General features: G+C 52.7%; 18 protein-coding genes. 7 read left to right on the forward strand and 11 right to left on the reverse strand.

Annotation, left to right across the window (positions count from 1 at the left end):
- Positions 1 to 200 precede the first annotated feature (200 nt).
- The 5 genes from SH287x_RS02315 to SH287x_RS02335 form a co-directional block, all read right to left on the reverse strand.
- Positions 201 to 941 carry a PP2C family protein-serine/threonine phosphatase gene (locus tag SH287x_RS02315; RefSeq protein WP_479516830.1) on the reverse strand — a complete coding sequence of 247 codons (741 nt, stop codon included), beginning with the start codon at positions 939 to 941 and terminating at the stop codon, positions 201 to 203.
- Between the two features lie 483 nt (positions 942 to 1,424).
- Positions 1,425 to 2,186 carry a PIG-L family deacetylase gene (locus tag SH287x_RS02320; RefSeq protein ID WP_479516831.1) on the reverse strand — a complete coding sequence of 254 codons (762 nt, stop codon included), beginning with the start codon at positions 2,184 to 2,186 and terminating at the stop codon, positions 1,425 to 1,427.
- Between the two features lie 37 nt (positions 2,187 to 2,223).
- The gene (locus SH287x_RS02325) at positions 2,224 to 2,931 is read right to left on the reverse strand and encodes a PTS sugar transporter subunit IIA (protein WP_479516832.1); all 708 of its coding nucleotides are present in this window, start codon (positions 2,929 to 2,931) and stop codon (positions 2,224 to 2,226) included.
- A 250-nt stretch (positions 2,932 to 3,181) separates the two neighbouring features.
- Positions 3,182 to 4,162, reverse strand: coding sequence for a sugar phosphate isomerase/epimerase family protein (locus SH287x_RS02330; protein ID WP_479516833.1), 981 nt, complete (start codon positions 4,160 to 4,162; stop codon positions 3,182 to 3,184).
- 172 nt (positions 4,163 to 4,334) lie between these two features.
- Positions 4,335 to 5,516: a DUF3500 domain-containing protein gene (locus SH287x_RS02335; RefSeq protein WP_479516834.1), complete on the reverse strand. Its 1,182-nt coding sequence runs from the start codon at positions 5,514 to 5,516 to the stop codon at positions 4,335 to 4,337.
- A 638-nt stretch (positions 5,517 to 6,154) separates the two neighbouring features.
- On the opposite strand from SH287x_RS02335, the gene SH287x_RS02340 reads away from it, so the two are divergent.
- Together SH287x_RS02340 and SH287x_RS02345 are read left to right on the forward strand one after the other, a co-directional pair.
- Positions 6,155 to 6,607, forward strand: coding sequence for a hypothetical protein (locus SH287x_RS02340; RefSeq protein ID WP_479516835.1), 453 nt, complete (start codon positions 6,155 to 6,157; stop codon positions 6,605 to 6,607).
- Positions 6,608 to 6,640: 33 nt separating this feature from the next.
- A complete protein-coding gene (locus SH287x_RS02345; RefSeq protein ID WP_479516836.1) occupies positions 6,641 to 9,595 on the forward strand; it encodes a protein kinase domain-containing protein in 2,955 nt (984 codons plus the stop codon).
- Here SH287x_RS02345 and SH287x_RS02350 read toward each other — a convergent pair.
- Positions 9,588 to 9,749 carry a hypothetical protein gene (locus SH287x_RS02350; RefSeq protein ID WP_479516837.1) on the reverse strand — a complete coding sequence of 54 codons (162 nt, stop codon included), beginning with the start codon at positions 9,747 to 9,749 and terminating at the stop codon, positions 9,588 to 9,590. The two genes, SH287x_RS02345 and SH287x_RS02350, sit on opposite strands and share 8 nt — an antisense overlap.
- 154 nt (positions 9,750 to 9,903) lie before the next feature.
- Here SH287x_RS02350 and SH287x_RS02355 point away from each other — a divergent pair, with 154 nt between their 5' ends.
- A complete protein-coding gene (locus SH287x_RS02355; protein ID WP_479516838.1) occupies positions 9,904 to 11,493 on the forward strand; it encodes a glucose-6-phosphate isomerase in 1,590 nt (529 codons plus the stop codon).
- A 96-nt stretch (positions 11,494 to 11,589) separates the two neighbouring features.
- Here SH287x_RS02355 and SH287x_RS02360 read toward each other — a convergent pair whose 3' ends face one another.
- Both SH287x_RS02360 and SH287x_RS02365 read right to left on the reverse strand, forming a co-directional pair.
- Positions 11,590 to 12,723, reverse strand: a complete 1,134-nt coding sequence (locus tag SH287x_RS02360) for a Nif3-like dinuclear metal center hexameric protein (RefSeq protein ID WP_479516839.1) — start codon at positions 12,721 to 12,723, stop codon at positions 11,590 to 11,592.
- 162 nt (positions 12,724 to 12,885) lie between these two features.
- Positions 12,886 to 13,236 (reverse strand): hypothetical protein, encoded by a 351-nt coding sequence (locus SH287x_RS02365; RefSeq protein WP_479516840.1) that lies wholly within the window; start codon positions 13,234 to 13,236, stop codon positions 12,886 to 12,888.
- Between the two features lie 168 nt (positions 13,237 to 13,404).
- Between SH287x_RS02365 and SH287x_RS02370 the strand changes: the two genes are divergently transcribed.
- Complete coding sequence (locus tag SH287x_RS02370) at positions 13,405 to 13,917, forward strand: hypothetical protein (protein WP_479516841.1); 513 nt, start codon at positions 13,405 to 13,407, stop codon at positions 13,915 to 13,917.
- A 535-nt stretch (positions 13,918 to 14,452) separates the two neighbouring features.
- Here SH287x_RS02370 and cphA (SH287x_RS02375) read toward each other — a convergent pair.
- The 3 genes from cphA (SH287x_RS02375) to cphA (SH287x_RS02385) all read right to left on the reverse strand — a co-directional run bounded on the left by cphA (SH287x_RS02375) (position 14,453) and on the right by cphA (SH287x_RS02385) (position 20,418).
- Positions 14,453 to 17,140, reverse strand: coding sequence for a cyanophycin synthetase (cphA, locus tag SH287x_RS02375; protein ID WP_479516842.1), 2,688 nt, complete (start codon positions 17,138 to 17,140; stop codon positions 14,453 to 14,455).
- 105 nt (positions 17,141 to 17,245) lie between these two features.
- Complete coding sequence (locus SH287x_RS02380) at positions 17,246 to 17,440, reverse strand: hypothetical protein (protein ID WP_479516843.1); 195 nt, start codon at positions 17,438 to 17,440, stop codon at positions 17,246 to 17,248.
- A 353-nt stretch (positions 17,441 to 17,793) separates the two neighbouring features.
- A complete protein-coding gene (gene cphA, locus SH287x_RS02385; RefSeq protein ID WP_479516844.1) occupies positions 17,794 to 20,418 on the reverse strand; it encodes a cyanophycin synthetase in 2,625 nt (874 codons plus the stop codon).
- 769 nt (positions 20,419 to 21,187) lie between these two features.
- Here cphA (SH287x_RS02385) and SH287x_RS02390 point away from each other — a divergent pair.
- From SH287x_RS02390 to SH287x_RS02400, 3 genes are all read left to right on the forward strand, one after another.
- Positions 21,188 to 22,264 carry a DUF1559 domain-containing protein gene (locus SH287x_RS02390; protein WP_479516845.1) on the forward strand — a complete coding sequence of 359 codons (1,077 nt, stop codon included), beginning with the start codon at positions 21,188 to 21,190 and terminating at the stop codon, positions 22,262 to 22,264.
- Between the two features lie 518 nt (positions 22,265 to 22,782).
- Positions 22,783 to 23,094 (forward strand): hypothetical protein, encoded by a 312-nt coding sequence (locus SH287x_RS02395; RefSeq protein ID WP_479516846.1) that lies wholly within the window; start codon positions 22,783 to 22,785, stop codon positions 23,092 to 23,094.
- A gap of 50 nt (positions 23,095 to 23,144) precedes the next feature.
- The gene (locus SH287x_RS02400; RefSeq protein WP_479516847.1) at positions 23,145 to 24,167 is read left to right on the forward strand and encodes a DUF1559 domain-containing protein; all 1,023 of its coding nucleotides are present in this window, start codon (positions 23,145 to 23,147) and stop codon (positions 24,165 to 24,167) included.
- The last annotated feature ends 11 nt before the right edge of the window (positions 24,168 to 24,178 follow it).

A 24,178-nucleotide genomic window follows, 5' to 3' on the forward strand; every position in this document is an offset into this window, starting at 1 on the left:
CTGTGCCATGCTCGGCTCTGAGTGAGCATGCCGGATGTTCATTTGACGCCGATTTTCCCTCAGTTCACAGAGTATGCTTGCTCAAAGCCGCAAGCATGGCACATTGGCCATGACGAGTGGATTGTCAAAGCTTAAAAGCGGGAGGAGTGATGCGACATTACTTGATCTGGTGAGGGGAATTGAGATCAGCGAGGTCGGTATCAGGCGTCGACAAGCACGACGATGACTGAGATGTTGTCCTTTGAACCACCGTCTTCAGCGGCTTTCACAATTGCCTGGGCAATCACCTCGGGATTATCCCCCTGGGAGAGCAGCGTTTTCAGGTCGTGATCGTTCACACCACCGGTGGCCCCGTCCGAGCACAGAAGAACACGATCCCCTGGCTGAAGCGGATAAGGTTTGGCTCCTGCCCCTTGCGCTCCATCTTTGGAACCAAGGTAGCGATATAGCACGTTACGATACCGATGTGTCAATGCTTCTTCGGGCGTCAGCGTGCCTGCGTCGACCAGTGCCTGAGTAAGCGAGTGATCGGTGGTGAGTTGCTGAAGTTTGTTGTCGCGGAGGAGGTATGTCCGGCTATCGCCGACTCCTCCTGCAAACATGGTTTCCCCCACAACGACCGCAAAGGTGACGGTCGTTCCCATGTTGTGTAACTTGGAGTCCAGTTCCCCCAGGGCCATGATTTCGGTGTTCGCCGTGGCGATCGCCTCATCAATGACTTTCACAACCTGTTCGGAAGTGGCTCCGTTAAACAGGATCTGTTGGGCCAGTTTCTGCGGGATGATTTCCATGGCCAAAGCGCTGGCTCGCTCGCCGGCGGACTGGCCTCCCATGCCATCGGCAACCAGAAAAAAGCGTCCTTGCGGGTCCACATGGAGGGCGTCTTCGTTGTTGTCACGAAAATTCCCCTTGATACTCGTGGCACCGACTCGAAACTTCATGGTGTCAACACTCGCTGGCAGTTCGTAAAAAAGGTGATAGGTGACCTCGCAGGGTAAGCATTGGGATCATCGTAGCCAATGCGGGTCACATTCGACAGCGTTTCTTAAATTGAAGCCGACAAAAGTCAAGCTGTCTGGAAAAATTCCGGTTAAGCAGGTTATGGGTGTTGAAAAGGAAGCGGGTCACTGTTTGGAAAAAACACTCACAGAGAAGCCACGACATCTCTCGAAGAGTAGTGCCGTGTCACGGCTTTGTCTTAGAGTTTCATGCGTAGTAACGTCCTCCGTTGTCGGACTTTACAACCTGTTCAACCCTACTTTTAAGCTTTGACAATGCAGTAGGGAAGGCTCGACGTTTGTTCCCTCTCGTCGTGTTAACCCCTGACGCTGAAAATCAGGCTGTCGAATTACAGGAGATTTTCAGAAAGGTGTGTACGCAGTGTTCACTTTGAACGCGGCCCTCTTTTTCAGGCCAGCGGTCATTCATGGAATCTGTGGCACGGGAGCGGGGAGAAAGGCCGTGATCGGGTCACGGACACCCAGTGTTGTCGTTGAGAACAGCACTTCTCCCGCTTCAAACCCGGCACTGGATCCCACCAGTCGGGCACTTCCTTCCACCAGCTTAAAAACCCGGTCTTTCTGAGGAGGGAACTGTGACTGGTAGGCACGCACCGACTGGAGCTTTTGAGCCAGTGTATGTGAAATATCCATGACGAATGAATTCGGGCCACTCAGGCTGTCGAGCGAACTGAGAGCCAGCGAATACCAGAACTGCCGTGTCACGGTATGAACGGGCAGATCGCCAAACTCATCATCCCACTTGGAAAGTCGGCTATAGAAGACGGCCGCGTCTGTAATCTGGGCGGCCTGCCAGTGATCAGGCGAAGCCATCGGCGTCTTGCCAGCGATACCAAACACAATTCGAGGACGGTATTGACGGAAGATTCGTGCCAATGCCACCCGTGGGCCAAAACCATCAAAGAGCGTACGATTGGTAATCAACAGATTAATGCGTTTGTGGATGCCCAGCGCGTCAGCCGCCATGCGGGCTTCTTCCAGTCGATGGAGACGTCCCGGACTGAGCGGAGTCGGTTCGCCATCGGTGAGATCCACAATCCCGACGCGATAGCCCATTTTCACCAGGGCGGCCAAGGTTCCCCCGCAGCCAATCTCGACATCATCGGGATGAGCTCCCACCGCAATCACGTCGAGACGATCATGGTCAGCGGCGGCATCAGCAGACATGCGAATGGGTTCCTGAGGGGAAAGATCCCGGAATCTCTCAACCGGCCGTTAACTGGGAATCTGCCGTGCAAATCAGGTCATAAGTCGATTGGCTGTCGGGAGCATCTCGCAGGTCGTTCACAAAGCCTGGCTTTTGAAGCAGGCGGCCCAGACGAGCCAGCACATGGAGGTGTGTGCGTGAATCCCGGCAGAGCACCAGAAAGAAGATATCTGTCAGGCCACGATTAGGGGCACCAAAGGGAATCCCTGTCTGTGTCCGGCCCATCGCAATCATGGACTGGCCCATCGCTTCTGCCAGAGGGTTGCGGGGATGGGGGATCGCTACGCCAAAATCAAATGCTGTCGAGAGGACAGATTCGCGTTCCTGAATCGCTGCCAGAAGCGCGGCTGGCTGCCAGATTTGCCAGGTACGTCCAGCGACTTCGACCAGCGATTCCAAAACAGATCGTTTTGTCCGGGCATCCAGTGGAACCTGAATCGTCTCCAGACTCAACAGGGCGGCAATAGGAGATGCGTTCGAGCTTTCAATCGAACGGTTGGATTGCTCGATAATGGCCAACTCACGATCCGTGTACTCACGCATTTCCTGCTCAAGCCAATGCGTGATCTCCGTCGGGTGGAATTGCCAGTCCCCCGCAATTTTACGGCCCGGTATCCGTCCACGGTTCACGAGTTTTTCAATCTCGCGGCGGTCGCGGCCCAGATGGCGGGCAAGTTCGTCAAGGCTATACCAGTCGCGTGACATTCCACTGGCCAAGGCAGGAGGTTCAGGCGGGCAGAGAAACCACAAAAAAAGAAAGATTGTTTTTAGACAGAATCTCTTCAACTTTTCATATCAATGTGGATCATGTGTGTCTTCATGGATTTCACCAAGACAGGCGGGAGTAAACAACGCCACAGAGCCAGAACAGTCCCTTTTTTCTTTTTTTTAACAAGTAATTCCCGGCATGAACCGGTTTACCCTGACTTCCAGACCTGATTTCGGTTTCGACGGCTTAATCCTCAGGACGAATTGCGGGTTGAATAGGACTTTCGTCAGGTGGAGAGATCAGACCACTGAGTGACGAGGATTGGCGGTACGCTCGTGCCCAACTTTCCCAAGCCGCGGGCCAGACCCTTGCCAAAGATTCTCGCACACCGGCAAAAAGATTTGCTGGTGGTAGCTCCCAGAGCTTTTCCGACCAGATGTGAACTTCAAACTTCCCATCAAATCCCCCGATGACCATTTCTTCCAGAATCGAACGGATCGGCAGAATCCCCTCGCCGGGAAGGCACATTTCGTATTCCGTGGAGTTGGGGCAGGGAAGATCGTTCACAAAGACAAGCGACGTATAAGGAGCAATTTGCCGAAGTGATTTCCGCCAGTCCAGATCCAGGCCGCAATGATAAAGATCGATTGCCAGACCCACGTGGGGGCATTGGATCTTCTCGAGGATGTCGATCGTTTCATCGCAGGTGTTAAGGAATGACCACGTGTGATGAAACGTGCGTCGCATGGGACGCAGCGCCAACTTGATGTTGAGTTGCTCTGCTCGTTCTGAAAGTGCCTTGATGCCATCGACCACATTGCGGCGGGCATGCTTGGTGATATGGCCGTTAAGCCCACCCGCCACCAGAACCACCGTTTCTGCTCCGACAATCGAAGCTTGACGCAAAGCGTCAAAACCATCATTGATCGCTTCTGTGTAGCGATACCCGTGAGACCCTGTGAATCCCCCGGCGAAGCTGAGGGATGAGACCGTCATTCCCTGTTCGTTGAGAAGCAGTGCTGCGCGCTCTTCGCCAAAGTCCTCCAGGCGTGGCCGCCAGAGTCCTATCGAGCGGAACCCTTCAGCCCGGAATTGATGGATCGCTTCCTCAAAGGGCATGCGAATTAATGTCAATTGGCTGAGGGCCAACTTGGGGAATTCCCGCTCCAGCGGGCGAACGCCTGGTTGAAGGCGTTTGGCATGTGACGACAGATGCTGAATATCCACTCGTGATTCACCGTGAAGCACTGAACGCGGGGGAGGCTTTCACACTCGGGTGAAAAACGCCACGGCGATCAGCGTGAGGAGGGGGTATCAACGCCTTCCAGGCAACGACTACTATGAGGCCCTGAGGCGTAACGGGCAAGCCTATTACGCCTAAGACTTCAGATCAATCTCATCAGCCCTGTGTTGTGATCTTGAAGTCGGCTGAATCGGCAATGTTGACCCACACATGCACGTGTGGTGCGCCGCGGAAGTGCCACACAAAACTCGGGCCTTCCAGTCGCCAGTTGTCCCAGACACCATCTTTTCCCAAGTCGCCCGACTTGTAAAATGACAGGCGGCATTGATCCAACCCGCCATTGGCAGTCAGGCATTTCTCAATTTCATCGCGATCAACCTGTCGGTACGGTTCGACCAATGTCGCCAGAACATCGGCTGCCACTCCCCGTTGATCTTTAGACAACTCCGAGACCATTAAGCCCGTCGGGGCTTGATTGCTTTTTGCAAAATGAACTTTTGCTTCTGCTGGTGCCTGATCAATCAAGGCCTGTTTTCTTTGCTTGCCATCCAGCATCTGATAGAGCGAGTTGGCTTTGAGAGCCTGAGGCCAGAAGACATTTCCCTGATGACCGGGATCTTCGTTGAATGATTCTGCCGCATGGCCATAAAAAACAGGCCCGCCAAAGGCCGCATGAGGTGTTGTGTTGCCATCACAACGGATGGTCAGGTGGCGGCCGGTCATCACCAGTTGGAAGGGGCCTTCTTCGGGATTGCCAAACAGAGCAATCGATTGGTGCTTGCCATATCCGCCAGCGTCATCCTGGAGTTGCTTTTTAATCTTCGCATGCCAGTCAGGATGATAGAGTCCCCAGAACATGGCTTCGATCATGTTCTGCTGATCTTTTGTGAAGAGCTTGCCGCTGATATTGGCGTCGGAAATTTGCCAGTTGTTCGAGACATGGGCACGAAGCAAGCCACGATCGTCTTTGTAATCCCAATCGTAACAGCATTCTTCTTTCTGCTCGGGCGTCAGTGATTTGTAGAGCGACTTGACCAGATTTTCTGGTTGGCCCGGTTGATCCTGTTGGCTCTGGGGCGTGGTCTTTTCCTTGAGATCATCGCCAAAGAGTTGTGATGATGCTCCGCCTGCCGTCACCATGGCTGCGGCTGAAGCCAGGGCGGCTGTTTTGACAAAGATTCGTCTTGAAGCCAGCGGTTGCGTCAAATCTAAGGGCTGCGTCAAATCCAGCGGCGGCACCGAATCACAACGACAGGCTGGCCCACAAGAGTCAGTTGGCCCGCTCTGGCCAGAAGCCACCGTGCTTTGGGAGAGATCGGAGGGTTGATTGATATTCATGGATTGACCCCAGAAGCGCGTGATTGAGAGCGAGTGATCCTGACAGGTCGACCAGGGATGATCGACCTCTCTTTTCTGAGTATCTGCCTCATCCATGAAAAAGGCAAAGATATTTTGAAGGTCAGGTGTTTGAGTCTGTCAGGAAGCTCCCAAATCCTTCTCCCATTGAGAGAAGGTGGCTGCAGGCCGGATGAGGAGGACGCGTTGCTCTCGATGAAAGGGAGCACATCGCCATCGACGATGTCTGATCGATAGCTATCTCAAATGCAGAGGCTAATGCCCCTCACCCCAGCCCTCTCCCGACAAACGGGGGAGGGAGTTCAATCCTTCTCCCATTGAGAGAAGGTGTTGCATTCGGTTGATGGGGGCGCGTAGCTATTGGCTCTGCGTTGTCAGTGGTTATCCTGTTGCCAGAAAATCAACGGTGCCTTGAGGGATGTGTAAGACATGCTTGCCCAATGCTACAAGCCCGGCACCCGGCCTGTCGCCCTCTGAGTTTGAGAAACGCGAAAACCGAAAAATCTCAAAAAGCGTGGCCAGTTTCTTGTGACAATCTCGCACTGTCAGTTGTCAGAGGCATCTGCCCTGGGCACCGATCCCTCAGAACGTGTTAATTTTGTATTGTGGAGAACGCTTTTATGAAGACTCGTGTGACTACTGTTTGGAATACTCTGTGTCTAGCCGCTTTTGTCACGGCGATCACTGTCGGTGTGAATACAAGTCTGTTTGCGCAAGGTGCTGATGGAGGAATGGTCGACGGCGCAATCTGGCGATTCTCGATGACACCCAAAGCTGGCGGTGGAAAATCTGTGCGTGGGAAATATCGGGTGATGGGAAAAAACTTATATCAGAAAGAAAGCCGAGACGCTGAAGAATATAAAATGGTCGTTGGGAAAAAAATCGCTGGAGACAAGAAAAAAGTACGGATTGAGTTTACAAGTTTCCGAGTTTTTACCGAACGTGGGGCGCCTCCGATGATCATCAAGGGAGGTGCCTGGCTCTCGGCTGACAAGCGAGGGGAATGGTCAGGGACATTTATCGATAGTGATGGCTTGCATTGGGATTTTCAGTGCGAACGAATCATGGAGTAGATCATTTCCTGCTTGCCTTGAAAGACACTGTCGATGCAAACTCAGGAGATATTTATCGCTGCAATCGAAATCTCTGATCTGCAGGAACGAGCAGCCTATATCGCCAGAGCCTGTGGCAATAATCAGGCCCTCGTTCAAGAGATTCAGGGGTTAATCGCCGCTCATGAGCAATCCGGCGAATTTCTTGGCATTGCCGCTGCCAAGCCGATTGTCGATAGCCAGAATCATCAGGAGAGGGCGAAAAAGAAACCGATGGACGTTGATCTGTCATTTTTGCAAAAGTCCTCAAAACCCGGCTCACTGGGCCGACTGCTCCATTACGAGATTCAAGAGGTTTTAGGATTTGGTGGCTGTGGGATTGTCTTTAAAGCGATTGACGAAAGACTGCATCGCCTTGTCGCGATTAAGACCATGCGGCCTGAGTTATCAACCACCTCACCCGCAAGAAAACGCTTTGTCAGAGAAGCCCGAGCCACAGCAGCGATCCGCCACGAAAATGTGGTCAGTATCTACGCCGTCGAAGAAAAACCGTTGCCCTTTCTCGTCATGGAATACATCGATGGGGAAAGTCTGCAACAGAAACTCGATCGCACCGGGCCGCTGGATGTTCAGGAAATACTTCTCATTGCTCGTCAGATTGCCAGTGGTCTGGCTGCAGCACATGCCCAGGGATTGATTCATCGGGATATCAAGCCGGCAAATATTCTTCTGGAAAGCGGCCGCAATCAGGTGAAAATCACCGATTTCGGCCTGGCTCGAACAGCCGATGATGCCAGCCTCACACAAAGCGGCGTGATCGCCGGCACGCCGATGTATATGTCTCCGGAACAGGCCGAAGGAAAAAGTATTGATCATCGATCCGATCTTTTCAGTTTGGGTAGCGTCTTCTACGTCATGTGTAGCGGTCGCCCACCTTTTCGGGCCTCATCGATCATTTTAGTGTTAAAGCGGGTCGTGCTGGACGCCCCGCGCCCAATCCCGCAGATCATCCCGGAAACTCCCGAATGGCTGGTCGAACTGATTGCCAAACTGCATGTCAAGAAGCCTGCCGAACGGATTGCCTCGGCACAGGAAGTCGTTGAATTGCTTGACCGGCAAATACGCAGCGGCACTCCCAATGCTATTGCCCCTCCGGTTGAACCTTCTGTTAATCCCAATCACTTAATTGCTGAGCCGCAAGATCATGTCGCGAAGCAAAAGAAAATATCTCATCAAACTCAGGATGACTTTGATGCCTATCGTAAATGGCTTGGGATCTCATCGAAAATTCGACCTCCCACACACTATGACCTTCTGGCGATTTCGTTGGATGAAGAAGATCCGGACGTTATTCGCGCGGCAACCGAGCAGCGCCGGAGTTACGTAGAGTCCCGAAAAGGAGAGGGGTACGATTCTTTAGTCGCAGAAATTCTCTATCGCATTAGTGAAGCGGAACTCACGCTACTCAATGACGACATGAGAAGAAAATACGACAAGCAACTGAACCTCTATGCAAAGCGTCGGAAAAATCGCCGTGTCGATTCCTATGCGACACCCTCCCGAGTCAAGTCTCGAGGCGGGAAAGTCGTAGGGGAAGAGAGCGGCATTACTCGGACTTTTGCAGGTGTTATGGTGATTTTATGCTTGGGCTTTGGAGGCATGGCTTTGCTGAGTTTCCAGTTGCCATGGTTTAAGAAAACCAGCGATGTCAATCGCTCCACACCAGCGGCGCAGGAACCGTTGGCTTCTGTCGCTGAAACGATTCCCGCCACGGCAGGTGAAAACTCCAGCGAGCTTCGCCGCAGGCCAGTATCTCGACAAAAAGATGAGAACACCTCCGCACCTTCTGCGGAAAGTTCCAGCCACCAGATGGAGCCTGTCGTTGGAACGTGGAACGGATTTGTCAGCCCTCGCCAGGTTCCGGCCAAGCTTCAGTTCCTTGAAGATCTGACAGGGGTATGTCTCGTTGATTCCGAGGCGCTCAAACAGATTAAAGTCAGTGTTGAAAACGACGGCCTCCTTTATCAGGGCGTGCCATTTCGTTGGACAAAGGCCTCTGACGGAACATATTCCATCCGTTTCAGCGGAGGGAAATCCATCAATAGCTTGCGTGTGGATGGAAACCGCGCGACTGTCCCGCCATGGGAAAAGACCTGGACGAAAATTGATTCCAATGAACCGATCAGTCCCTGGGCTTCCAGCAAGCCCATCGTGGGGCTTTGGAAATTAAATCCACAGCAACCCTCCCTGGACTGGGAGGTTGTCGATCTGCACTGGGATGGTTCCGCAGAAGGGATGGACAAGAACGGTACACCTGTCAAAAAGACCATGAGTTGGCGCCCTGTGAGCCACTCGACGTATCTCCTGGACAATCTCTTCAGTGGGACTCCGGTGGAGGTCAACGTTGATGGCGAGTTTCTCAAAAGAAAAGATGACAATACGGTTCTTGCCCAGAGGAAACTTCGTGATCCCGTCTCGGTGAGTCGGCGCCCTTCGCGACCTTTTTTCGGCGCATGGCGTGGTGAATATCGCGTGGAAAATGGGGAGTTTATCCAAACCAAAACGGGGAACAGTAAGCTCTTCTTTGGCAGTCCCGATTGGACTGATTTCGACCTGAGCCTCGAAATGATGACTCTCACTGGCCAGGAGTCCGGGCACATCTTATTTCGCGGTGCGCAGGACACGCACAACTTCTATATCCTTTATCTCAGAGGAGCTGATGGTAAGGCTGCCATTTACAAAGCGGTCAATGAACAAAAGACGTTGGTGGCTCAACAAGTGGACTTTCCTACCAGAAACAACCGCTGGTACCGCATTGACATTCAGGCTCGGGGGGGCTTCGTTCGCATTTCGGTTGATGGTTCCCCCCTGTTTGCTTTCCGGGATCGCACGTTCCTTAAGGGAATGCTTGGACTGAACACCTTCGGATCTTCTGCCAAGTGGCGAAACCTCACGGTCAAGGCCCCTGATGGAACTTTACTCTGGGAAGGGTTCCCTGAGATTAAATAGCGATGACAACTTCTCCATCACGCAACACACCGCCCACAGAAATGCGATGTCCCATTACACTTTCTGTCGCGCATTCACTCCGCATTTTCAGGGGAACGCGGAATTCCCGGACAGGTTTCTCGTTCTGAGCGGTTTCTGCTCGAAGTCTGGCCATGCGTCGTCTCGTTCAAGATTGCGGGTTCCCGCAAATCTTTCGTGAGGCCATCAATCTGTGCAAACCCGGCTCTACAGGTTTTCCATGCGGATTGGTACGATTCTCGCCATCGTCGGAAATGTTGAGAGTCTGGCTGAAAAACGAGGATCGAACGATGGCAGAAGAATCCGCGGCAACTCGATGGGCTCAGTACAGCGACAATCTTTATCAAAATGAGGATCTGAGGTTCTCCCTCGATCTTAGCCGTGTGCGGATGAGTCCTGCTGAGCGGGCAGCGATTGCAGGTCTGTTTCCTACGGCTTTCAGTGCGATGGCCCAACTGGAAGCAGGTTCGATTGCTAATAAAGATGAAGGCCGCATGGTCGGTCATTATTGGTTGCGGGCGCCTCATCTGGCTCCGACACCTGAGCTTGAAGCCGACATTCTGGGCACGATTCTTGATGTGAAAGAGTTTGCGAAGGCCGTGCATAGTGCCCAGATTCAAGGGGCAGGGGGCAAGTACACTGACGTTCTGCTCGTGGGAATTGGCGGATCAGCGCTTGGGCCTCAGTTTGTGGCGACGGCACTGAGCAGTTCGGGCGATAAGTTGAAAATGTCGTTCTTCGACAACACCGATCCCGCTGGGATTGATCTGGTGCTGGAACATTTGAAGCCGCGATTGGCCACGACGCTGGTGGTCGTGGTTTCCAAATCAGGCGGCACACCAGAAACCCGCAATGGGATGTTGGAAGTCCAGGCGGCATTCAAAACTGCGGGCATTCCTTTCGCTCCACAAGCGGCTGCCATCACACAAGACGGAAGCAAACTCGATCAGACGGCTAAGAGTGAAGGCTGGCTCAAAACCTTCCCCATGTGGGACTGGGTCGGTGGACGAACTTCTGTCATGTCGACCGTGGGGATTGTTCCTGCGGCGTTGCAGGGATTGGATATTGACGCCTTGCTCGAAGGGGCTGGCCAAATGGACTCGCTGACGCGGATTCCTGCTGTCAACGATAATCCTGCTGCGCTGTTGGCCCTCGCCTGGTATCACTGCGGGCAAGGGAAGGGCAGCAAGGACATGGTGCTGCTCCCTTACAAGGATGGCCTGGCGCTGTTCAGCAAATATCTTCAGCAGTTGGTGATGGAGTCGCTGGGGAAAGAACTGGATCGCAAAGGAAACATCGTTAACCAGGGGATCGCGGTTTATGGGAATAAAGGGTCGACCGACCAGCATGCCTATGTGCAGCAATTGCGGGATGGTCTGAATAACTTCTTTGTGACATTTATCGAAGTGCTGAAAGACCGTTCTGGCAAGTCGATCGAAGTTGATCCGGGTGTCACTTCAGGTGACTATCTCTATGGTTTCTATGCAGGAACTCGCACGGCTTTGTATGAAAGTGGCCGTGATTCCATCACAATCACTGTGGGCGAAGTCAATGCGAGCACCATTGGAGCCTTGATCGCGCTGTATGAGCGAGCGGTTGGCCTGTATGCCGAGTTGATTAACATCAACGCTTATCATCAGCCGGGGGTTGAGGCGGGAAAGAAAGCTGCTGCCACGATTCTGAATCTTCAGGCCCAGGCGGTGAAAGTTCTGCGAGCCAGTTCAACGGCGATCACAGCCGAAGAAGTTGCTCAGCAGTCTGGGACAGATCAGATCGAGGCCATCTACGGCATTCTTCGTCATCTGGCGGCGAACTCTGACCGTGGGATTGAACGACAGGCTGGCAATACGCCTGCGCTCGACCGGTTTCTCACCAAATAAAGCCCGATCATCTCAACCCGAGATATGCGAGGGACATGATGCCTGTCGTTTGTGGCAGGCGTCATGTCCCTCATTGGCATTCTGAGTGACAGTCTCTCAACAGAACCAGAAAGGGTCGGTTTCCACATTGCTGGAAAAGGCTTCAAGGTCAGGGAAGGTGGCCATGAGTCGCTCGGCCAGGCTTTGCATGGCAAATTTCTCGGTCGCATAGTGGCCAGCGAGAATCATGGTGATGTGATGGCTTCGCGCATCCAGCCCGGCATGGAAGCGTGCTTCTCCGGTGACGAACAGATCGCAACCCGCGCGGCGTGCGTCGGAAAGGTATTCTGCCGCAGAACCACACGCGACCGCCACGCGTTGAACAGGACGATCAGCCTTGCCCACAACGATTGTGTGACTGACATTCAAAACATCCCGGCAGATCTCAGCAAACTGTTTGAGTGGCATAGGCTCGGTGAGTCGGCCTTTGCGGCCGCTTCCCCACGAACCGCTGAGTGGTTCCAGCGCAATGACATCAATGGCGGGTTCTTCATAGGGATGTGCCTGACGAAGAGCTTGAAGGGCACTCTCCAGAATATTTTTAGGGCAAATCACTTCCAACCGTTCTTCAGGAGCAGATTCAAACTTTCCGGCTTGTCCCACGGTGGGATTGGTCGCTTCGGAACCTTGAAATGTTCCAGTTCCAGAATGATAGAAGCTACAGCGTCCGTACTCACCGATCGTGCCCGCACCAGCTTTCCACAAAGCATTCTGCACGTGTTCTCGCGAGGTAGACGGGACAAAAGTGATGATTTTGCAGGCTGCCTCTAAAGGCTTCACACGGAGTGGCTCAATCGATGTCAGTCCCAGGCGCTCTGCCAGTTGCTGATTAATCCCGGTGGGGGCATCATCCCACGAAGTATGAGGTGAATAGACCGCAATTCGTGCCTGGATCAGATCCAGCAGCATTGAGCCTTCCTGTGTATGCGATGTGATTCGCTGGATGGGCTTGAACAGGACGGGATGATGGGTCACGATCAACTGCACTCCCAGACGAATGGCCTCGTCAGCCACATCGCTGGTCAGCGTTAAACAGGTCAGGATTTTGGTCGCAGGCCAATCCAGTTTTCCGGCCAGCAACCCGGTGTTATCCCAACTGGCAGCCAACTCCGGGCTGGCAATCTGTTCAAGGGCACGTACGACATCCCTGACAACGACTTGATTATTAGAACCTTGAACTGTGCCCTGCATGTGATTTCCCTGCAAGTTTCTCTATGGCATACAAGTCGCCAGTAACGGGATGAAAATGCTACTTTGCAGTCTTACAGATTAAAGCGGCACATAAGGAGGCTGTCGTTTTTTTTGATTCGTGCGGTCAGTTAATCGTTGCCAACATTTTTGAAAGTGATTGCCTCATTTTCGTTTTGCAGCGTCGGTTCGGTGTCTTTGTGTTTTCCATTTAAATGCAGATAATTGTTTACTTGATGACTTGTGAAGTTTAATATCTCTATTCATGTTCAATAGTTCAAGGTGCATGCCAGCAGGAAGTTCGCCAGCGAAGTAAGCGGCGAGCAGGCTTTTTTCTTCTCGGTAACGTCGCCAAAAGTCAATCCATCTTTTCTTCTGTTTTGCTGGTGGCACACGTATTTTCCAGTGGACGTACTCGCAGGCTTCATGGCATTGCGGACAGGCTAAATTCTGGGTTGATTGAGATCTTCTAAATGTTTTGCCGCAAGGAACACATCCCCATGTGCGATTGCTCATGATGATTTTCTGTTGAGTGAGACTCTTCGCGACGAAGAAGCATGGGGTTATGGATGTGCGCACGGGTCTTAGGCTGATTGGCAGTGTCGTACGGATTTGTTGATCGTAGAGAGTCAATTGATCAATTGGAATGCAGATTGGCACAGGTCGTTGTTAAAGAGGTAAGCCATGAGATTCGATCGTCAGCCAAGAATCACGATCTTTCTTGTGTTGATCGCAATCGTGATTGCCTTGCCTGTGAGGTTTTGTGTATCCAAAGGAATCTGGTCAAAAAGCGACCTTGTAAACTATTGGGCAATGCGATCTTCGGCTTCGCCTGTCATGTGGGCTTTAGATTCAGGGAAACTTCGACAGGGTTCAAAGGTTGAAGAAATGCTGAAAATCGAGCCTAGTCTCTGGCAGGAGGTGTATGGCAAGTGTGTTATCTACCATTTTTGTCCCAAGGATAGTTATGACGTAATGTCCGTTGTAACGTTTGATGGCCGATTAACGTCTGCAAGTGCCGGAAGTTGCACGTGGTATTGGACCTATTTTGACAAGACACCGAAGTGGGTGAGGGAGGCGGTTGGACAACTTCAAAGCATGCCATTCAATATTCTCAAAATGCCTAAGTATAGAGAGCACTTTGAAAAACATGAGAAGGAGTTAATAGCGAAATTGTCGCAGTCCGCCATTGATTGATGGGTTGGGCGATTGCAGCAATATTAATCATGTCAGGTTTGTCGTGTGAATCTAATACTAATAATGTCCGGAGATTTTGCTGCCAATAAGGCCTTGCACTGTTGTGCATGGCGGCTTCATATACCATCTCCCGCTTGGCCAAGAGCACGGAAAGCAGGGACTGATTAGGAGTCCCAGTCTGGCACGCGAGTGAAGATTTCTCACTCCTCACATTAAGTGCACTTTCTCTCAATCTGTGGGCGTGGAATTGGGAATTGCTCTCGTTCAATTGATGTGGCGATTCCTCAGAAGTCATGCTCCAGACGTATTTCAGAAATCAACGTCGTGTTGAGAAATGCGTAAGCATGACGCATATATCACCGTTAGTTCTTGAGATCCGTGTTAAACCGAAGTGGATCTCGTTTTTGCGGCGCAAAGCCTAATCGTGAATCATTGCCGCCCCTCCAAACACCAAGAGCGGCCACAACGGGGCCGCGGATCTTTAGCCCACGACCCGCCCTCATACGCCACAACAAGCCCCGCGCGGGGGCAGGTTTTATTCTTCAAATGATTTTTTCGACCGGTGCGGGTTGGCCTGGGTAGCGACTGCTAGAGGCAGCTTGGAGATATACGACTGAACGAACTGGATGGCCTCGTCCACCTGGTCGGCCTGAACCAGGATTAAATCGCCAACTTCCATACGCTTCAGGCACATTTCAATCGCGATCATCTCGCCGCGAGTCTCCAGAATGCTGGAAAGTCGGCCACCCAATGCCAGACCTTGTCGCATCAGGCGGATCACTTCTCCGTCCGCTCGCCCGCGAGTGCACTGATCTTCGTAGATCACGATTTCATCAAAACCCGAGGCAATCAATTCCGCTTGGCGAATAATGTCTTCATCACGACGATCTCCCGCAGCTGTATAAACAATGCGGCGGCGGCCATGTGGAAGCTGATTGATGGCCTCAAGAAGCGCTACAAGTGCCGAAGAGTTGTGGCCGTAATCGATGATGAGCGTGGCACCGGCTGCTTCCAGAACATTGAATCGGGCCGGTGCTTTGCGGATATCGCTACTGAAAGTCTCCAAGGCAGAGCGAATGACTTCAAAAGGAATCCCCAGGCCCCAGGCAGCCGCCAGCGTGGCCATCGTGTTTTCGACCTGAAACCCGATCAGGCCAGAGAACGTCAACGGCACGTTTTCCAGCGAAGCGACCCGGGCGCTCCAAGTTCCTTCTGCTGCAATCAACCAGTTCTGCTGCGTGAAGACGGCTTTCCCCCCTCTGGACAAGTGGGCGCGGATTGCGGGATGATCGCCCGACTTGGCAAACAGAATCACTTTTCCAGGGCAGTAGTCTGCCATGGCTAACGTGATGGGGTCTTCGGCATTCAGAACGGCATGACCATCGGCGGAGACATTTTCGACAATGATCCGTTTGACGCGGCCTAATTGTTCGGCGGTTTCGATCCCGGCCATGCCAAGATGATCGCCTTCGCCAATATTGGTCACCACAGCGATATCGCAACGATCAAAGCCCAGTCCTTCGCGAAGCATGCCGCCACGGGCAGTCTCCAGGACAGCGGCTTCAACCATGGGGTTTGACAACACGGTACGGGCACTGCGCGGGCCGCTGCAATCGCCGGTATCAATCCGGCGGTCATCGATGTAAACGCCATCGGTACAAGTCATGCCGACGCATTTGCCCAGTTGGCGGAAGATATGCGCCATGAGCCGCGTGGTTGTCGTTTTACCGTTCGTTCCGGTAACAGCCACAATGGGAACGCGGCCATTATCGCCGGGAGGAAACATCGACGAGACAATGGCTTCGCCGACAGCGCGTGGCTGACCGGCAGAAGGCTGCAAGTGCATGCGCAATCCGGGAGCGGCGTTGATCTCCACAATGACGCCGCCCTGTTGTTCCAACGGTCGGCTGATATCAGTCGCCACCACATCGACACCGGCAATATCCAGCCCAACCATACGGACGGCATCAATCACGCGTGCCGCCACTTCGGGATGGACAAGCTCAGTGACATCTGCCGCACTTCCGCCTGTGGACAGGTTGGCATTACGACGCAAGAGAACCTGCTGGCCAGCTGCGGGAACAGCATCAGGAATCAGTCCCTGATCCGCCAGGACGGCAATGGCAATGTCATCAATCGGGATTTTACTTAAAGGGGTGGCATGATCTTCGCCGCGACGGGGATCAAGGTTGACTTCGCGAACGAGTTCACGAATCGTGCGTCGGCCATCGCCGATCACCTGGGGAGGTTCACGGCGGGCAGCAGCCACCAGCTTGTAACCAATGATCAGCAGGCGGTAATCACCACCAGGGGCGAACTTTTCTACAAGGATCTCAGTTCCTTCCTCACGCGCTGCGGCGAAGGCTGAGAGAACCTGTTCATGAGTCGAAAGATTGACCGCTACACCCCGGCCCTGATTGCCATCTTTGGGCTTAATAACGACGGGCAAACCAATGTCCTGAGCTGCGGCCCAGGCGTCTTCCGCATTGATGGCCTGCCGACCTTTGGGAACAGGCACGCCCACCGCTTCGAGCAGATTTTTCGTCAGTTCTTTGTCCTGGACAATCGCTTCGGCAACGGCACTTGTCCGATCGGTTTCGGCAGCAAGGATTCGATGCTGTTTGCTGCCATAACCCAACTGAACGAGGCTTCTCGTGTTAAGGCGTCGGTAAGGAATCCCGCGAGCAATCGCTGCCTGAACGATGGAGTTGGTGCTGGGGCCTAACCGAATCTGCTGGTCAAGCGAGCGGATTTCTTCCACCAATTGCGATGATGCAGGAGTTTCTCTGGTATCAATCCCTGAGATCAGCCCCTCGGCTGTCAAAGCCTGCTGAGCCAGTTGCAACGCGTCTTTGAGCGCCCGGCGGCCGACGTCCTCTTCCCGGTACTCGAAGGCAATTCGGAAAACGCCAGACTCTTTGGATTCGACAACGCGGCCGAGCGATACCGGCGAGCCAGCGGCATTCTGCAAGCCAACCGCCGCACGAACAACCGCCTCGGCAACGCCAAGAAGCGAGGAACGCTCCTGCTGGGCATCTGCGAGAACCTCAGCGTCGTCGTCATTTGCCAAAACGGGAAAGAGCTGCACCAGTCGTCCCCGAAACTTAGCGAGTTCCAGGGGGAATTGCATGGTCACCGAGCGCAGATCCAAAGTGGCTTCAATGATGGTCGATTGCGACCAGACATTCGGCCCACGCAAAGCGCGGACATTCGCCAACTCCATACGTCATCCTTTTCAGTGTCGCGGCAAATCACGGGGAATCCAGAGGAGATAAGGCACAGGCCAGTCTCCGGTGATTGAATCGCTTCAGGAGCTATCCGGTCACCCTCATACAAAAAAGCCAGATTCCGTGATCAGGCGACATCCTGCCGCCTCGCCCCAGTCCTGCTGCTGGTGGCTGAGTATTTTTCCAGATGCAAAATCAAGGTTGTTACTACAGAGAGAGTCAATTTTCAGGTTGGTTGCAAAAGCCCGAAAGGCTCTGGCAGTAACAACATAAAAATCTTTCTCAACAATGCTCATCTGCTTATGAGGTCTCTCAGCAGACTCTTCAAAACTGTCGTCAATCCGACAGCAGGGTGCCGTCCGTTTTGCGAAACATCAATTTCGCTCTGACAGACGCCCCAGCTGTTTGTCGACTTCATGATCAACTTTGGAGTGCTCATACAAAACCGCCGGTTCAAAACCGAAACTCACATGAACTTGTCTTCGACATTCAACTGATCGATAGCAATTGAAATCTGCTGATGGGAAGTTACGCAAGTCAGGTAATTTCATTCTTCAGAAATTCCTTGAGATTCTGTGTCGCCTCCCCCTTCCAGATTTCCGATACGTTTCATTTTCTGACGTAAGTGTGTCGTTGTGTTTATGTCCACCTATCTCTGAACAAGTTCCAGCCCCAAGAGCTGCTGAAGTTTCCGAACCGTTAAAACCAGTGGCGAGGCAGCTTGAATCAATAACAGATCATTCTGGCAAAACTCGTGCCAAGCGATATCAACGGCCTCTGTCCAGCTGTGGCAACTTTCAACGCAAGTGTTTTTACCGACTGGAGTTTCGTTATATTCACTGATTGACCGAGCCAGCAAATCCCTGGGGGAATCTCCCTGGCCACCAGCCGACCGAGGTAATTCGTATAAGAAAACTTTCTGAAAGCTTTCCGCCAACATGTAGCCCTGGCTGATCACTTCAGAGGGAAGGCGGTCGTCTTCAGCCGCATAGACTGCGAATTTTCGAGCCGACGGAAACGATGCCAGCGAGTCCAGCGTGGCTTTCAAGGCCGCTGGATTACGAGCATCGGTCACGACGACAGTGCGTCCATCCAGATGGAACACGTGAAAGCGCCCCGGATCATCGGACAGATTTCCCTGAAATAGCTGTAACCCCGCCGAAATCGTGGTGAAGGGGATTTTCAGGCCCCATGCCGCAGCCGTGGCGGCTAAGACATTCTCGACTTGAAAGAGAATTCGCCCTCCGTGTGTACAGGGGACATCCGCCAGTTTGACGATGCGAGATTCTAATCCGCCATCACCTACCATGATGGAGCCATCACGAACGAAGACGACCTTCTTTCCTTCTCCACGATGCTGGGTGAGCACCGGATTCCGTTCATCAAGACAAAAGAAAATGACTCCGCCTGCCGACAGACTGGCCATCTTGGCGACCCAGGGATCGGCAGCATTCAGTACGGCAAAACCGCCAGGCATCACCACATCAACAGGCGTCCGCTTCACTGAATACATTTTCTCAACAGACTGAATATCATAGTCACCCAGATGATCAGGCTCGGAAAGGTTCGTCACCACGGCGACATCACATTTATCGAACCCCAGTCCTTCTCGCAGGATCCCACCCCGGCCCGCTTCCAGAACAGCCGCCTCCACCGTGGGATTCAGAAGCACCGCCCGCGCACTTTTAGGCCCGGCACAATCCCCCAGTTCGATGGAACGATCATCGACCACAATGCCGTCGCTGGTCGCGGTACCGACTTTCAGCCCTGACTGCCTGAGAATCATGGAGATGAGACGAGTGGTGGTGGTCTTGCCGTTGACCCCAGTGACGCAAACCAATGGAATCCGGCCGTTCATTCCCGCCGGAAACATCTGCTCGACAATCGCTTCTCCAACGGGACGGGGTTTGCCAACGGCTGGCCGCAAGTGCATCAGCAGGCCAGGGCCAGCATTGACTTCGACAATCGCGCCGCCCTGTTCTTCTAACGGCCGGGAAATATCCTCGGCCACGATATCAACCCCGGCAATATCCAGTCCCACGACTTTTGCCGCCAAAACGGCATGTTCTGCATTCACCGGATGAACTTCGTCCGTGGCATCGATTGACAGATTGTCATTGCGACGGACGATCACAATTTCTCCCAGCGGAGGAATGGCCTCAGGGGTGTAGCCCTGCTTTTTCAGCTCCAGAAGCACGACCTGGTCATCCAGCAGCACTGTGCTCAGCGGGAAAATCTCATCGTCACCCCGCCTTGGATCACTGTTGACCTGCAGTTGGATCAGTTCCGCAACAGTGTGTGTGCCATCACCTTCAATCTTGGCGGCATCTCCCCTTGAAGCGGCGACCAGACGATTACCTACGACAAGCAGGCGGTGTTCAGAGCCGGGAGCAAAACGCTCCACCAGAACCCCGCTCCCTTCACAAGAAGCGACGCCAAAGGCCTGACGAATCTCTTCTTCCGTTTCAAGATTCATGCACACGCCACGCCCATGATTGGCGTCGATGGGCTTCACGACCACCGGGCCATCGATCTCCTGAGATGCCTCCCAGGCATCGTCGGGATTCATGACTTCGCGGCCTTCGGGGACAGGAACTCCCGCCGAACGCAGCATCGATTTGGTCAGGTCTTTGTCCTGCGCGATCGATTCTGCGATGGCACTGGTGCTGTCGGTTTCTGCTGTCCAGATCCGGCGCTGACGAATGCCTTGCCCCAGTTGCACGAGGCTGCCGGTATTCAGCCGCCGAATCGGGATATTGCGGGCCTGAGCTGCTGAAACAATGGCTTGTGTGCTGGGGCCAAGGCACACCCGGTCCACCAGTTCCCGCAACCTGGTCACTTCAGAAGGCAAGTCAAACGGGAGATCATAAACCGCAGCCAGACACAGCCGATGAGCGACTTCTAACGCCGCCCGTCCCACAGACTCTTCGGCATAGCGGATAGCGACCTTGTAAACCCCCTCTTCGGAGGTCTCTCTGGCTCGGCCAAACCCCACAGTTGTCCCTGCCAGCGTCTGCAACTCCAGAGTGACATGTTCCAGAATATGGGCGAGATAAGTCCCGCGGCGCAGGCGGACGAAAAAGCCGCCGCGCTCACCGATACTGCATCGGTGTTCGATCATGCCTGGAAGCCAGCCCATGAGCCGGTCGTTAAAACCGGGCAAAAGTTCTGACGACAGATCCTTCAGCGGGCCTAGATCGACGAGCGCTTCGAGACAAGGTTGGCGAGACCAGATATTCGGTCCGCGGAGGGCACGGACGCTCCGAATCTGCATGGCGGGAACTTTCCCAAGGCGAGCCCACGGCAATTAAACCATGGTGATTGGCAATCAATTTCATCAGGCAGAGCTGGCTCCACCTATCGATGGTAGACGCACTATTATTACGACACGGCAGAGCATTCACCATGAAGTTTTCTGCGGGGGTGCCAAATTGACTTCTCCGCTTATACCGAAGGAAACGTCTTGTCAGCACGGCTGCCGCAGTTTCCACCGAACTTAAAACGGCGCAGGACGTTCGGTTAACACGCCCAGCTCTCAGTGAGGTCAACGCGCGACCTCAGGTTGAGAGGAAGATGCCCCTTTTTCTCTTCACGGCAACGGGTTTTCTGCCGTCGGGGTGAGCCATGTTTTATGGGGAACGCTTCTACCGACACCTGGTTTTCCCTGTCCCGCGTATCAGAAAATGATTTGATTGAGGGTCATCTTTGTGTTGAAGATTTGTAAGTCATTATTGATGATGACTTTACGCCATTTGTCTGCGACGAAAATCTGACAGGAGAATCATTTTTCGCCACATCGAGTTTCACAACTCAACAGAAACTCTCGCAGAACCGAGAAGATTACAAAGCTGTAACCTATTTCAAGAGAATGTTTTACGTCGATTTCCTGTGAAAAAGGCACTTGTCGTTGACTGATTTGTGGGTTATTATTCACATTGTCAGGTGAAATCTCTTTGATGTGTAAGTGTGTTTTATTATCAAATAGTTATTTCACACCATATCTTATCATGAAAAGCGAACTGATCAGATCAGTGGGAACACTTATGAATTTACGACGCCGAGGTTTTACTCTCATTGAATTGCTGGTCGTGATTGCCATTATCGCGATTTTGATCGCCTTACTGTTGCCCGCCGTTCAGCAGGCCCGAGAAGCAGCACGTCGGACACAATGCCGCAACAACCTCAAGCAGTTAGGCTTGGCGTTACACAATTATCACGATGTGTTTGGGATGTTTGTATTTCGCAAAGGCGGAACAGGGGCCTCAAATGCCACGCCTCGCCAAAATTCAGGACGAAGAAGCGGCTTGGTAAGCCTGCTGCCCTACTTTGATCAAGCACCTTTGTACAACAAGATTGAAGCGGGAGACTCCACAACAACCAACAACCTGGGTTTGGCAATTGCTCCCGGCGGGCCACATGCCTGGGATGGCTGGTCGGTATGGAATGTGACAATTCCTGGCTTGTTGTGTCCTTCAGACAGTTTTTCCACGTCAGAAAGCAACCACAACTATGTCTTCAGTGCCGGAGACAGCGTGAATAATGTGAATGGGTTGACTGACGTGCGCGGTCTGTTTGCCTGGAACCGCTGCAATGGTGTTCGTGACGTGACTGACGGAACCAGCAATACCATCGCCATGTCTGAGCGATGCCGACAGGATACTTCTGGAACCGCAAACGGATCACAATCCGTTCTTCAGTACATTGCCATGGGGCAGACAGGAATTGCGGCCTCTCCTTTAATCTGCCGCCCGTTAGCATCTGGCAGTTTTTTCACGAATACAAGCCTCACCGTCAAAGGGAGGTCGGGAACGCGCTGGACAGATGGACAAATGGAGCGGGCTGGGTTCAGCACGATTCTTCCTCCCAACAGCGGCGGGTGCGCTGAAGGTGCTGACCCTTATGCTGACTCCAGCACCGTGATCATTCCACCCTCCAGTCGGCATACGGGCGGGGTGCATGCCTTGATGACTGATGGCGCTGTTCGCTTCATTAGCGAGAATATCGACACAGGAAATCTGGGAACCGGCCCTACTTCAGGCAACCCGAGCGGCGCCAGCCCGTATGGCATTTGGGGCGCCTTGGGAACGAAGTCTGGCGGCGAAGTCACAGGTGAATTCTAAGCGGTTTACCAACCGTTGAGGCGGCAGCGATTCACTGTGCTGATATCTTCGCTGTGCCGGTCTCTCAGTGATCTTCCACATGAAGGAGGTCTTGCAGCTATTGCAGGATCTCCTTCATGTGTTTTGAAGGGATCAAAAAAAGAAAAATATGGTCTGCGCCACGAATGCACCGAACAAATCGGCACCGGCTGGCTTGGGCACGGCACTGCGCCTGGCCCAAGTGAAAATTAATGCGTCTTCATTCATTGCACTCATCATGGTGCGAATCCATAAAGTTCGCTCGACAAACGAACTGTCGCAGCAGTAGCATCAGAGTGCATACATATCAGCAGCCATTCATGGTCTAAGCACATCTGCAGACAGCCTTTCAAAAACCAGTGGAATGTTCGATGAAGCGTCGGAACTCTCCTACAACGTGCCCGATGGGTTGTCCTCGATACTTTTTATTAGCAGTGCTGATGATGGCACTCTCAGGTTGTTCTGGAAGCGACGTTGTCCGTGCGTCTGTGGAAGGAACTGTGACGTTTGACGGCAAGCCGATCGAAGCCGGCATGATCCTGTTCATTCCAGAGCCTGGTGTCGTTGGGCCACCTGTTCAAGTCATGATCGAACAGGGGAGGTATCAATCTTCGGTATCGTCCGGGCCGACTGTGGGATTAAACGCCGTCCAGATTATTGCCGCCCGTAAGACAGGGCGTATTCTGACCGTTGAAGGCCAAAAGTCTGCCGAAGAAGTTCAATACATACCCAAAAAATATAATGAAGCTTCACAAGAGAAAGCTGAAATTAAATTGGGGAAAAATGAGATCAACTTTGATCTTAAAAAATAAATTGTCTTTTCTCTCCTGTCTCTTTTTTCCATTTTTCTATGGAGCAACTGATGAATCCCGTTTCCCGCCCCTGGCGCCGCCATGCGTTCACACTGATCGAATTGCTGGTCGTGATTGCTATTATTGCTATTTTGATCGCCCTCTTGTTGCCGGCTGTCCAGCAAGCACGAGAATCAGCTCGCAGGACTCAATGCCGCAATAACCTGAAGCAAATCGGGTTGGCCATGCACAACTACCTGGACACTTATGGAACATTTCCCATTGGTTCTCTCTATGGGAATATCAATAATATTCAAGTTTACGGCAGCAGCCGCATCAGTTGGGCTGCCAGAATCCTGCCCTATATTGATCAGGCACCGCTTTACAACAAAATCAATTTCAATCTACATCCTTCAAATCAAGGTACAAATCTGTCAACTGTTGTTGGCGTCGATATCCCCGGCTACAGGTGTCCGAGTGATCCAGGGACTCGTCCGCAAGCGGCTTATTCACCACTCAACTACATGGTCAGTGTTGGCCGTGCTGACAATGTTCGTGGAGATGGCGGTAATTCGACACCACTGACAGGAAACTCAGTCACTCCCGATGGCTATTGGTCAGCGGTGGTACAAAACAATGGAAGCCAGAGAGGTGTATTTTCTTCCAATAGCCATACACGCATGAGCGAAATTGTGGATGGCTCTTCAAATACGTTGCTGGCTTCGGAATGTCGGGTGGGGACACGCATTTACGGTAACGCAGGTAATGAAAGCCTGTGTAATACAGCAAAAGCAACAGCTCCGGATTCAACAAGCAATAACCGAGGATATTCGTGGTTTTTTGGGGAATGGAGTACCTGGTACTTCTCGTGTGCACGGACACCAAACTTCAATCGAACCTCGCCTGATAATGGCATCTATGACTGCACAAACTTTTCTGGAGGAGGAGGATTTTCTGCCAGAAGCTCCCATACCGGTGGAGTGCATGCTTTGCTGGCGGATGGTTCAATTCGCTTTGTTAGTGACAATATCAACCTGCAAACCTGGCAAAACCTGGGAGACAAGGCAGACGGGAATCCTGTGAGTGAATTTTAGTGCCGTATCGT

The organism is Planctopirus sp. SH287 (genome assembly GCF_056500625.1).